This is a genomic window from Parapedobacter indicus (assembly GCF_900113765.1).
GTDB lineage: Bacteria > Bacteroidota > Bacteroidia > Sphingobacteriales > Sphingobacteriaceae > Parapedobacter > Parapedobacter indicus.
The window spans coordinates 116,843-129,948 of the sequence record NZ_FOQO01000014.1; the positions used below are offsets into that span (position 1 = coordinate 116,843).

At 54.5% G+C, this 13,106-nt stretch carries 9 protein-coding genes; 6 read left to right on the forward strand and 3 right to left on the reverse strand.

Going from position 1 to position 13,106, the window contains the following annotated elements:
- Positions 1-35 precede the first annotated feature (35 nt).
- The 3 genes from BMZ56_RS23340 to BMZ56_RS23350 form a co-directional block, all read right to left on the reverse strand.
- Positions 36-1,199 (reverse strand): efflux RND transporter periplasmic adaptor subunit, encoded by a 1,164-nt coding sequence (locus BMZ56_RS23340; protein WP_177195283.1) that lies wholly within the window; start codon positions 1,197-1,199, stop codon positions 36-38.
- Complete coding sequence (locus BMZ56_RS23345; RefSeq protein WP_090631688.1) at positions 1,192-5,565, reverse strand: CusA/CzcA family heavy metal efflux RND transporter; 4,374 nt, start codon at positions 5,563-5,565, stop codon at positions 1,192-1,194. Before BMZ56_RS23345 ends, BMZ56_RS23340 begins: the two co-directional genes overlap by 8 nt.
- Before the next feature lie 104 nt (positions 5,566-5,669).
- Positions 5,670-6,050 (reverse strand): hypothetical protein, encoded by a 381-nt coding sequence (locus BMZ56_RS23350; protein WP_090631689.1) that lies wholly within the window; start codon positions 6,048-6,050, stop codon positions 5,670-5,672.
- Between the two features lie 199 nt (positions 6,051-6,249).
- On the opposite strand from BMZ56_RS23350, the gene BMZ56_RS23355 reads away from it, so the two are divergent.
- The 6 genes from BMZ56_RS23355 to BMZ56_RS23380 all read left to right on the forward strand — a co-directional run bounded on the left by BMZ56_RS23355 (position 6,250) and on the right by BMZ56_RS23380 (position 12,893).
- The gene (locus BMZ56_RS23355) at positions 6,250-6,897 is read left to right on the forward strand and encodes a Crp/Fnr family transcriptional regulator (RefSeq protein WP_090631691.1); all 648 of its coding nucleotides are present in this window, start codon (positions 6,250-6,252) and stop codon (positions 6,895-6,897) included.
- Positions 6,898-6,943: 46 nt separating this feature from the next.
- Positions 6,944-7,756, forward strand: coding sequence for a sulfite exporter TauE/SafE family protein (locus BMZ56_RS23360; protein WP_090631694.1), 813 nt, complete (start codon positions 6,944-6,946; stop codon positions 7,754-7,756).
- Between the two features lie 71 nt (positions 7,757-7,827).
- A complete protein-coding gene (locus BMZ56_RS23365; protein WP_090631698.1) occupies positions 7,828-8,388 on the forward strand; it encodes a YeeE/YedE family protein in 561 nt (186 codons plus the stop codon).
- 3 nt (positions 8,389-8,391) lie between these two features.
- A complete protein-coding gene (locus tag BMZ56_RS23370; protein WP_090631700.1) occupies positions 8,392-8,892 on the forward strand; it encodes a DUF6691 family protein in 501 nt (166 codons plus the stop codon).
- Between the two features lie 19 nt (positions 8,893-8,911).
- The gene (locus BMZ56_RS23375) at positions 8,912-10,306 is read left to right on the forward strand and encodes an MBL fold metallo-hydrolase (RefSeq protein WP_090631702.1); all 1,395 of its coding nucleotides are present in this window, start codon (positions 8,912-8,914) and stop codon (positions 10,304-10,306) included.
- A 34-nt stretch (positions 10,307-10,340) separates the two neighbouring features.
- On the forward strand, positions 10,341-12,893 hold the full coding sequence (locus BMZ56_RS23380; RefSeq protein WP_090631705.1) for a cation-translocating P-type ATPase: 2,553 nt from the start codon (positions 10,341-10,343) through the stop codon (positions 12,891-12,893).
- Positions 12,894-13,106: the final 213 nt, after the last annotated feature.

The window sequence follows — 13,106 nt, forward strand, 5'->3', positions numbered from 1 at the left end:
CGCGTACCGATGTGCTGGATGTTTACGAACCGCCGCTACCCCTCATCGCCGTTCTTCAGCACCATCAGCAGTGAATATGCGTTTTTGAGTACAATGTCCTTTTCCGGCAGCCCCGAAAGAATTTGGATGTACCCATCTGCTGTGGCTCCCAGCTCCACCGGCCGCATCGCAAACCGACGCGGCCCCTCCACGCTGAATACATAGTGCTGGTTTTCCCATCGTACCACCGCCCCTTCGGGGAGTGTCTCACCCTCTTGTCCGTCAAGCTGAATATTGGCCGTCATAAATGTGCCCGGCATCAACCGCGTCGACGACGGATTGAATGCGCACCACACTTCCACCGCACGGTTTTCGTTCACGCTGCCATTGATCAGTTCGACCGTTGCCTCATACGGTTTTCCCCCGTCGGTGTTGGCATAACAAAGCACCCGCTGCCCCACCTGCAAAAGCCGGGCGTCTTTTTCATAGACAGAAAGCGCCAGGTAAACCTTGGAGGGGTCCACCAGTTCAAACAGCACATCTTCCGGTGCCGCATATTTACCGGGGTTTGCCAGTACCTTGCTCACCACCCCATTGATGGGCGACCGCAGTTCCACCTTCCGCGTAATGTTACCCTCATTCAGCGCAGCGGGGTCGATCCCGATGAGCCGCAGCTTCTCACCGTGCGAAGCCACCAATACCCGTTGGGTTTCGTATTCGGTGCGGGCTTGTTGGAAGACCTTGTCGCTGGCGGATTGCGTGCTGTTCAGCAGCTTCTGCCGCTCGTAGTCCGCCGTCGCAGCGACCAGCCTGCTCTTGGCCATCAGGTAATCCTCCTGCAGTTGGATGAACGCCATATCTTCCAGTGTAGCCATGACCGTCCCTTTCCGTACGGCAGCGCCGTTGACCAGCTGGATGCTGCTCAGGTATCCACCCATCGGAAAGCCTACCGTATAGCGGTTTTCAGGCGGAGCAACCACCAATCCGTTTACCGAAATACCAGCGGATGACGCTTTTTTCTCCGCTTTTCCCGTTACAATATCCGCATGCTGCAGCTGCACATCGGTCAGTTCCACGGTTTCGGACGTCCGGGCACTGTCGGCCGTAGCCGTTTTTTCGGGTTGTTCCACCGGCACTCCTTTTTCACCGGTACACGCGATGGCACTGCAGAGCAGCAGGAGCGCAAACGCTCCGATTTTCGTTACTTCTATCTTATTCATTGTCATGGTTACTAACTGTCAATTCTTCTATGGATATCGCCGTATGGTTCAGCTGGCGGATGGTTTCCAGGTAATCCGCTTTGGTGGTGAACACCTGGTTCACCAGCAGGGTCCATTGCAGGTAATCAATTTCTCCCGCATCCAGTTTCCGATCGACAGCGGCCAGCATCCGGTCCTGATTGGGCAATATCCCATCGTCGTACAGCGCCAACCGATTCCGTAGCTGGCGGTATTGATGGAGGAGGTTCTCCCATCGGTTGTACAAGGCTTTGTGCGCGGCATCTTCGGCCACAGAGGCCTGCCGCACCGCTACTTTCGCCGCCCGGATGCGCGCGTGCTGGGCACCTGCAAAAACCGGAATACCCAATCCCAGGCTAACGGCACTGAAGCGGTCGCCGCTGCCCAGGTACACGTCATTCCCTCGGCTGTCGGTCTGCCAGCCGATGATGCTCATGTTGCCATACCCCAGCTGGATTGTCGGAAGCAGTTTGCTGCGCTCCAGGGCGAGTGTCCGTTCCTGAACGATCGTTTCTGCCCGTTTTTCCAGCAGTGCCGGTGCCGCATGCATCGCCGCGGAATCGGCGCCTGGCAGTCCCTCTCGGTAGACAAGTGCTTCTGCCGACGGCACCCACGCCTCGTCGGCTTGGAGCAGAAATTTCATTCGGTTGGTCAGTATCTGCACTTCGGCGAGCAGCTCTTCCAGTTGCGCCTGCACCTGCAACCGCTGGTTGGCAGCTGTTGTGCGCTCCAACACATCCACATCGCCCGCAGCAAACCGGTTTTCGGTTTTGCGGAGAAATGCATCGTAAATGCTGTCGGCCTGTTGCAGCACCTGCCTTTTTGCCCCAAGCAAAAGCAGGTCGTAAAATACCGATTTGACTTCCGATTCCAGCGCCTGCTGCCACACACGCGTACCGGCAACGCTTCGGTCCAGCAGCGATTCGTTCACGGCTTTCTGCCGCGCATAGACTGTAGGAAACTGAAATCCCTGAGCGATGCTGAAGCGGTTGTCCTGGGTTCCGCTGTTCAGCTGGCCGTATTCGACGCCCACCTCCGTCTTATCGATGTCGTACGCGCTTTTAACCAACTCGCGGTAATACGCATCGTTCAACCGCGCCGCTTCCATACCCGGATGCGTGGATAAAGCCCTGTCCAACGCGTCCTCCAGCGTGATCGGTTGCTGTGCCTGTGCCAGGGTCAGCATACACATCCCGGCCACCAACAGCACTGCTTTTTTGGGCCGGAAGTAGCGGAATCCGCGTTCAAAAACAATGTACAAAATAGGCAACACAAAGAGCGTCAGCAGCGTGGATACAATCAGTCCGCCGATCACCACCGTGGCAAGCGGCTTCTGTACGGCACCCCCCGCCCCGGTGCTGATCGCCATCGGGATGAATCCCAGCGACGGGACCAGCGCCGTCATCAGTACCGCCCGGAGCTTTGACTTGGTGGCGTGGATCACCACCCGCGTCAGGTCGTCCCACCCCTCTTTCCGCAACCGGTTAAATTCGGCCACCAACAGGATACCGTTGAGTACAGCCACCCCGAAGAGTGCAATGAAGCCAACACCTGCCGAAATGCTGAACGGGAATCCGCGGATCCACAGGGCAAGAATACCGCCGATGGCCGACAGGGGGATAGCCGTATAGATGAGCAGTCCCTGTTTGACCGAATTGAATGCAAAATACAACAACAGGAAGATCAGCAGTAGCGCCACGGGAACAACGATGCCCAGCCGGGCTTTGGCCGCATTCATGTTTTCGAATGAGCCGCCATATACGATGTTGTAGCCCGCAGGAAGATCCAGCTGGCTCGCTACCTTGGCCTGGAGTTCTTCCACGATGCTCTGCACATCGCGTCCGGATACGTTGAAGCCCAATACAATGCGCCGGCGTGTATCTTCGCGCTGTATCTGGTTCACCCCCTCTTCTTCCACCACGGAAGCGACATGAAACAGCGGTATCTGCTGACCGTTAGCGGTAGTGATCAACAAATTACGGATGTCATCCACGCTGTTGCGGGTTTCCTCGTCCAAGCGGACAACCAGGTCGAAACGCCGTTCGCCCTCGAAAACCAATCCGGCGCTTTGTCCGGCAAAAGCGGTATTGACCACCCGGTTGATCGTTTCCACATCCAGCCCATAAGCCGCCATGGCCCGCCGGTCGTAGCGGATAACCACCTGTGGCATGCCCGTCACCGTTTCTTCATAGATGTTGATTGCGCCCGGAACGGTCTGTATGATGCGATTCAGCTGATGGGCATAATGGGCCAGTGAATCGAGGTCGTCGCCGAATATCTTACAGACCACGTCTTGCCGGGCGCCTGTCATCAGCTCATTGAAACGCATCTGAACCGGAAACTGGAACCCCACGGTGATACCGGGAACGGCCAGTAGTTCCTCTGTCATGCGGTCGGCCAGTTCGGGAAATGACGTGGCGCTGGTCCATTCCTTCTTGTCTTTAAGGACTACCACCATATCGCCCGCCTCCAGCGGCATGGGATCCGTCGGGATTTCCGCACTGCCTATTTTCGTAACAATCTTCTCCACCTCGGGAAATTTTTCCAGCAGGATACCGGCAGCTTGCTGGGTGGTGCGGATGGTATTGTTCAGATTGGCACCGGTAAGCAACCGCGTTTCCACCGCAAAATCGCCCTCTTCAATTTCGGGGATAAACTCGCCCCCCATTCCGCGGAGTATCCAGAAAGAACAGGCAAACAGCACCAGTACCGTCGCGATCACGGTTTTCGGATACGCCATTACCCCGCGCAACAGCGGCTGGTACCTGCGCTCCAGCCACGCCATCATCCGGTCCGCCGCCGTTTTGCGGTGATTCAGTTTCTTCTGGAGGAACAGCGCACTCATCATCGGCACATAAGTAACCGACAGTACAAATGCCCCCAAAATCGCAAAGGCAATGGTAAGCGCCATGGGCTGGAACATTTTACCCTCGATGCCCTGCAGCGAAAGAATAGGCAGGTATACGATGAGGATAATGATCTGGCTGAACACGGCCGACTTGATGGTATGGCCTGCCGAGTGCCCCACCTCTTTGTCCATATCCTGCTGGCTGATCCGCGCGATCCCCCGGAACAGTTTGGAATGCGACAGGCGGTGCATAATGGCCTCCACGACGATAACGGATCCGTCCACGATGAGGCCGAAGTCGATCGCTCCAAGGCTCATCAGGTTGCCCCCCACGCCAAAGCGGTTCATCAGGATGATGGCAAACAGCATGGATAGCGGGATTACCGAAGAAACAATCAGGCCTGCCCGCAGGCTCCCTAAAAAAAACACCAGCACGAAGACCACAATGAGGGCCCCTTCGATGAGATTGGTCTCCACCGTGGCAATGGCATTGTTGACCATTTTCGTCCGGTCGAGAAACGGCTCGATGACCACGCCCTCGGGCAAGTCCTTCTGGATTTCCGCCACCCGCTCCTTGATTCGTTTCACCACGGTAGCGGCATTTTCGCCTTTCAGCATCATCACCACAGCCCCGGCCACCTCGCCCTGATCGTTGTAGGTCATTGCGCCGTAACGGATGGCCGCGCCCAGGCCTACTTTCGCCACATCGCGCACCAGCAGCGGCATGCCGTTTTGCTGCGTCCGCACCACGATGTTGCCGATGTCTTCGGTGCCTCCGGTCAGCCCTTCGCTGCGGATGTACAGCACCGTAGGACCTTTTTCGATATAGGCCCCGCCCGTGTTCTGGTTATTCCGTTCCAGCGCGTCAAAAATATCGGTGATGCTCAGGCCATGGGCTTTCAGTCGCTCCTGCCGGATAGCGATTTCGTACTGTTTCAAATGGCCGCCGAAACTGGATACATCGGCCACGCCGGGTGTACCGAGCAACCGCCGCCGGACTATCCAGTCCTGAATGGTACGGAGTTCCATGGAAGAATATTGATCTTCGTATCCCGGCAGCGGGCGTACCACATACTGGTAAATCTCACCCAAACCCGTTGATATCGGCGCCAGCTCCGGCGTACCGATGCCCTCGGGCAGGTCGCGTGTTACCTGCTGCAGCCGCTCGCCGATCTGCTGACGTGCCCAGTACAGATCGGTATCCTCATCAAATACCACCGTGATCAGTGACAAACCGAAACGCGAGAAACTACGGATTTGCTTTAATCCGGGTATGTTACTGCATGCCTGCTCAATGGGAAAGGTGATGAGACGTTCTACATCCGGTGCGCCCAGCGAAGGCGACACCGTCAATACCTGCACCTGGTTGTCCGTAATATCGGGGAGTGCATCGATGGGCAGGCGGGTGGTTTCATAACCGCCCCAGATGATAAGGGCGGCGGTGAACAGACCAATGATCAGCTTATTCCGGATGGAAAAGCCGATGATTTTATTCAGCATAATCTATTTACTGTTAATTGAATGGTTTAAATAAACCGATGGGCCGCGCATCCCGTTGGGGAAGCACGTCGTTACCTAGCACAGTTGTTAATTAAAGAAACCGCTCAGGAACGTGGGGGTTTAAACTGTGATTGCTGGAAAGGCGTAGGTATGTGAAAGGAGTAATCCATTGGAAACGACGATTTGCTGCAACGCTCCGAAACCTTGGGAAGATGCAGGGGCTTTATTGCTGCGTGGAAATCAAACCCGGCCAAGAGCGAAAGATGGCCTTTGAAAGGCAGCTGCATGTCGCGGCTTTCATCGTTGTCCGTATGCTTTTCAAACGAATAGTGATGGGTGAGAAAATCCAGGAAAGAAATGCGGGCATCCACCTGCCGATGTTCTTTGAAATGCTCAAAAAGTACAGGGGCCTTCAGCAATTGTGCCAGGGAAAACACATTGGCCGTAACGGTAACTAATAAGATGTATGCAAAGACCTTTTTCACCGGCCCAAAAGTAGGCTATATTTTAAAAAAACAAAAAGGGAGACTATTTTTTTACAAACGACGCTCCGTGTGTCGGAACAGATGCGGGCCGCTACCTCGCTAACCATCGCACGATTGCAATGTGCTGAAAATTTTTGGTGCCGTTGTCGCAAAACACGTAACTTTACCAATTTCAGTATTTAGCAACAAAACAGCCGTTATGCAAACCATGACAATACCAGACTACCTGAATACGTATTTCAGCCATTTTGAACCGAACCTGAGAACGGCTTTGGCCGAAGGATGTACCGTGAAGACATTCCCAGCGGGCGAACAACTGATGCAGACCGGCCAGTATTTCAAGTCGACCATGCTGCTTGTGGGCGGACTCGTCAAAGTATACCGGCAGGGGGACGATGGAGGGGAATTTTTCGTCTATCACCTGGAACCGGGCAGTGCCTGTGCACTGTCGATGATATGCGCCACCAAACAGGAAAAAAGCGAAGTACTGGCCACTGCTGTCGAAGATACCACCGCATTACTGGTTCCGATTGCGATGATGGATGACCTGATGCAGGACTATAAAACGTGGTATTATTTCGTGCTGGAGACCTACCGCTCGCGTTTTGAGGAATTGCTGGAGGTCATCGACCATATTGCCTTCAAAAGTATGGACGAGCGGCTAGCCTATCACCTCGAAAAGCTTAGCAAACAGCAGGGCTCCAAGGAACTTTACACCACCCACCAACAGATTGCCAACGACCTGGGTTCCTCCCGGGAAGTGATTTCGCGGTTACTGAAAAAGATGGAGCAGCACGGAAAAGTGCTGCTCCAACGGAATTCCATCCAACTGATATCGGCCGTGTGACCTGAGTCACCAACAACAGGCTATGCCGTGACCGACCTTTGCAAACATGGAAATCGTCGGTTATCTCGCTTCATTGTTCATCGGTATCGCCCTCGGCCTTATTGGTGGCGGTGGCTCCATACTCACCGTGCCCGTATTGGTCTATCTTTTCGGACTTCCGCCCATTACCGCCACGGCCTACTCGCTGTTCATCGTAGGCGCTACCAGTCTCGTAGGCGCATGGCCCAAATACCGCAACGGGTTGGTGGATGTCAAGACTGCCCTTATCTTCGGCATTCCTTCCATCGCCGCGGTATATGCCACACGCAAGTTTTTAGTTCCGGCCATTCCGGATACGATCTTCACCCTGGGCGATTTTACCGTCGGAAAACCCATGGCTATCATGCTGTTGTTTGCTGTGATGATGGTTGCGGCTTCCATCTCCATGATCCGGAAAAAGCCCTGCAGGGACTGTCCGGACGATGCCGATATCCGGTACAATTACCCGATGATCCTGCTGGAAGGAATGTTGGTCGGCACCCTTACCGGGCTGGTCGGCGCCGGTGGTGGGTTCCTCATCATCCCCGCGCTGGTACTGCTGAGCAAGTTGTCCATGAAAAAGGCCGTAGGCACCTCGCTGCTGATCATCGCGGCCAAATCCCTCCTTGGCTTCACCGGAGACATTGCCAACATGACCATTGAATGGGGATTTCTGCTGCTGGTTACAGGGCTGGCCATCCTCGGATTCTACGTGGGGAACGGGATTTCGGGCAAGGTATCCAGCCACAAGCTGCAAAAGGGTTTCGGCTGGTTTGTGCTCCTTATGAGCATCTATATTCTCATTACCGAACTTTTTGTTAACCATCCGATCCAAACGTGACCGAAGTCACTGAATCGAGGCAACTACCGTTGGTATCTTTGTATAATGAATAAAAAAATCAATGAACGCTTATGATTGAATGGTTGAAACAACCGTGGCCGTGGTATATCGCCGGCCCATTGGTGGGACTCACCGTCCCCGTACTTCTGATTTTCGGCAACAAGCACTTCGGCATTTCGGCCAACCTGCGCCATGCCTGTGCCACCTGCTTTCCTTCGGACATCAAATTCTTCAAGTACGATTACCGAAAGGAATTCTGGAATCTCTTTTTTGTCGTCGGTGCTTTCGGCGGCGGAATCATCGCCATGTGGCTATTGGCAGATCCCAATCCCATCGTGGTCCATCCGGCACTGGTTAACGAACTTGCCGGATACGGCATCAACGACTATTCCAGCATGGTCCCGCGACAGCTCTACAACTGGGATTACCTATTGTCAGCAAAGGGTCTCATGATGATGGTAGGTGGCGGATTCCTCGTCGGCTTCGGCTCCCGCTATGCCGGAGGCTGCACCAGCGGGCATTCCATCATGGGGCTGAGTACCCTGCAATGGCCCTCGCTCGTCGCAACCGTCTGTTTTATGATCGGTGGGTTTTTAATGGCCAACCTATTTTTACCAGTTATTTTAGGATAAACGATGAATAATTCAGCAATAAAGCAAACAGATTTTGAGATCCGTGCCCAGGATACGATATGCATCAATGAATCGCAGCTGCAACACAAATGGTATCACAACATCAAGTACCTCATCGTGGGTATCTTATTCGGGATTGTCTTCGTCAAAGCCGAGGTCATCAGTTGGTTCCGTATCCAGGAAATGTTCCGCCTGCAATCGTTCCACATGTACGGCATCATCGGGTCGGCGATCGCCGTGGGTGTCCTGTCCGTTTGGTTGATCAGGAAATTTAACATCAAGACCATCTACGGCGAGCCTATCACGTTCACCCCGAAAAAATTCAACAAAGGGCAGATTTACGGGGGGCTGATCTTCGGCCTAGGCTGGAGCCTCACCGGCGCTTGCCCGGGGCCTTTGTTTGTCCAGATCGGCACAGGTGCCACCGTGGTAGCCGTTGTGCTGCTCAGTGCAATCGCAGGCACCTGGATGTATGGTAAACTGCGGGATAACTTGCCGCATTAATGCAATAAAATAAAAAGCTATGTTTTTTCAACACATTTATGATCAATCACTCGCGCAGGGTAGTTACCTGATCGGATGTCAGGCGACCGGCGAATCCATCGTGATCGATGCCAAGCGCGACGTCGACACTTATCTTACCATTGCAAAGCAGAATGGACTTCGGATTACGCATGTCACGGAAACGCATATCCATGCGGATTTCCTATCCGGCACACGCGAACTCGCCGCACTGACCGGGGCTACGATGTACCTTTCGGACGAGGGTGGGCCCGATTGGCAGTACCAATTTGCGCACGAAGGGCTGCGCGATGGCAGCATTATTAAGGTGGGCAACCTCACTTTAGAGGTCATCCACACACCGGGACACACGCCGGAAAGCATCAGCTTTCTGCTGCGCGACCATCCGGCCACGGACGAGCCGATCATGCTCTTTACCGGCGACTTCGTCTTCGTGGGGGACATCGGCCGCCCCGATCTGCTGGAAAAAGCAGCAGGACTGGTGGGCACACAGGAGATCGGTGCACATCAACTGTTCCAGTCGCTGACGAAATTCAGCAACCTGCCCCCTTATGTACAGGTATGGCCGGGGCATGGTGCCGGATCGGCCTGTGGCAAAGCGCTCGGTGCGGTACCCAGTACCACCGTGGGATATGAATTGATACGGAACTGGGCGTTCCGTTTCGAAAACGACGAAAAGGAGTTTACCGACTACCTACTCACCGGACAACCCGAACCGCCGACGTATTTTGCTACGATGAAAAAGCTCAACAAGGTGGATCGCCCGCTGTTGACTGAAGTACCGCAGCATCCAAAGCTCACGAAAGACCAATTCCTTTCGGCATACCAGGGCGGTGCCAAGATCATTGATACCCGTCCCAAAATCAAGCATGCCTCCGGAGCGATCCCGGGTAGCCTCGGCATCGAAAACAGCCGGTCGTTCTCCACATGGGTGGGCTGGCTGGTCGGGTACGACGAACAGATCGTACTCGTGGCCGACGATGCACAGGTCGAAGACCTGACGCGTAAGCTCATGCGCATCGGCCTGGACAACATCCTAGGATATATATCCAGCGTGGATGACCTCGGGCTTGCTTTGGAAACGCGCAGCATCATCGACATGGATACCTTCAAGTCGTTGCTCGGCAAAGCAGATGTACAGGTGGTGGACGTACGCGGCGCTTCCGAGTATGCGGCCGGACACATACCGGGTGCCGTTAACCTGTTTGTCGGCACGCTGGCCGACCACCTGGACGAACTGGATCGGAGCAAACAACTGGTTATCCACTGCCAAAGCGGCGCACGGGCAGCCATTGCCCAATCTGTACTGGCCGCCCACGGTTTCAAAGATGTGCAGAATTTCTCGGGCGGTATGGCGGAGTGGCGGCGACAACCCATGCCCAACGCGACGGAATAATCCGTAACTTTAACGTGTCATCACGTTCAGCAATATGCCCTATCAGATCCCCGGCCATCTAAAAGGCCTTACCGACAGCGAAGTAGCCGCTTCCAGGAAGCAATACGGCTATAACCAGTTAGCCACCGTCCGGAAAAGCTCCTGGCTGTCGCTGCTCATTGATATCGTCAAAGAACCGATGCTCATCCTGCTCGTTGTCATCTCACTCATCTATGTGATTGTGGGCGATTACGGCGAAGCGGCGTTTATGTTTGCGGCCATCGTGGCCGTTTCTGCCATTTCTTTCTATCAAGATAACCGCAGCAAAAAAGCATTGGAAGCGCTGGAAAAGCTCAACGAACCGCTGAGCCGGGTGATCCGGGATTCCGCCGTTGTCGACATCCCCACCCACGAGATTGCCGTAGGTGATCTCTGTATCACCGAAGAAGGAAAAATCATCAATGCCGATGGGCGTATCGTACACAGCAACGATTTCTCCGTCAACGAAGCGTCGCTTACCGGCGAGAGTTTCTCCGTATTCAAGGACAGCCGGTCGGAAGACAACCGGGTTTACAGCGGAACGCTCACCGTTTCCGGGCTGGCTGTTTTCGAGGTAACGGAAGTCGGGAAGGAAACCCGTATCGGCAAGATCGGCGAGTCGCTGCTGACGATAAAGGCGGAACCCTCTCCCCTACAGCTTCAGATCACCCGGTTCGTAAAAACGATGGCTATTATCGGCATCGTCATTTTCCTGATGGTCTGCCTCTTCCGGTACTACGAGACCGGCGACTTCGTTGCAAGCCTGCTTAACGGGCTGACGCTGGCCATGTCGGTACTGCCCGAAGAAATCCCGGTTGCGTTCACCACCTTCATGGCATTGGGTGCCTGGAAACTGATGCAGCAGGGCATCATCATCAAGCGAAGCAGCATCGTGGAAACATTGGGCAGCACCACCGTCATTTGTACCGACAAAACCGGTACCATTACCGAAAACTCGATGCAGCTGATCAACCTGTATGATTTCCGGACCGACAAGACCTACGACACGCCATCCTTCGGCAATCCGGAGTTGTCGACCCTCATCAGCTATGCCATGTGGAGCAGTGAGCCTGCCCCTTTTGACCCCATGGAGAAAACGCTGCACAACGTCTACGAGCAAACACAGCCGAGCGACCTACGGGGCGACTACCGTATGTTCCATGAATATCCGCTCGAAGGAAAACCTCCGATGATGACGCACCTCTTTGCCGATGCCCGCAAAAACCGGATCGTTGCTGCCAAAGGTGCCCCCGAAGCCATCCTCAGCGTGTCCCGGCTTTCCGCCGATGAAAAAGAACGGGTACGGGAGCGGATCAAAACATTCGCCCAGCAGGGATACCGCATACTGGGTGTGGCTAAATCCCTATTCGAAGGGGATGACTTCCCCAAAAAACAGCAGGATTTCGTCTTTGAATTCCTGGGGCTGACCGTCTTCTACGACCCACCCAAGAAAGGCATCAAAGAGGTATTCCAACGGATTTACGACGCCGGGATTGCTGTCAAAGTCATCACGGGGGATAACGCCGATACCACGAACGCCATCGCCGCCCAGGCAGGCATCGTTAGCGATGCCCCACCTGTAAACGGTGCCGAGATCATCAACCATTCGGAAGAAGAACTGATGCAGCTCTCGGCGCGCACCACGCTGTTTACGCGGATGTTTCCCGAAGCCAAACTGGCGGTGGTGAATGCACTGAAAAAACGGGGCGAAGTGGTGGCGATGCTGGGCGATGGCGTAAACGATGGTCCCGCCCTGAAAGCGGCCCACATCGGGGTGGCCATGGGCAATAAAGGGACGGAAATCGCCAAATCGGCCGCTGCCCTGGTGATCACCAACGACGATCTGGAAAAGCTGATCACGGGCATTGCCGCCGGAAGACGGATCTATGCCAACATCAAAAAAGCCATCCAATACATCATTTCCATCCACATCCCCATCATTTTAACGGTCTCCCTGCCGCTGTTTCTGGGGTGGGTATTCCCGCAGATCTTTACCCCCGTCCATGTCATCTTCCTGGAGCTGGTGATGGGGCCTACTTGTTCCATCGTCTATGAAAATGAACCCATGGAACGGAACGCCATGCAACGACCGCCCAGGATCATGACCGACACGTTTTTAAACGGGCGTGAGCTGATGATCAGCATCGTCCAGGGGTTGGTCATTACCGCCGGTGTGCTGTTTGCCTACCAACTGACTGCCCAGGCTGGCGGAAGCGAAGAAAAAACGAGAACGATGGTATTTACCACATTGATTTTCGCGAATATCCTGTTGAGCTTTGCCAACCGCTCGTTCTACTACAGCATTTTTGAGCGTTTCAAGGGCCGGAATCCCCTGCTCACCGGCATCACGGTGGGGGTGTTAGCGATGCTCTTTGCCATCCTATACGTGAAGCCCCTGTCCCGATTTTTTGACGTGACATCCCTGCGCGCATCCGAATTGGCGATTTGCATCGCGGTAGCCGTGGTCTCCGTGTTGTGGTTTGAAGTTTATAAATGGTTCCGCAGGAAAAGGAATACCTTGTCTGCACACGCCGGGCAGGCACATGACGGTTCCCGGGATAGGTTGTAATCGGACAACCGCCCGCAGGCGAAGCACAATTCCACCGGGCCCTGCAGCGGTTCGTCGTCGTATATCGGTTTGCCGGCATTATCCACCCCGCCAATACAGAACGGGCAGCACAACTCATCATCGTGTATTTCCATATGCGGTCATTATCTCCCCACAACCAGCCATTCAGGTGGGTGCAATCGGATACGACCACCTAAAAGACCTCGACTGGGG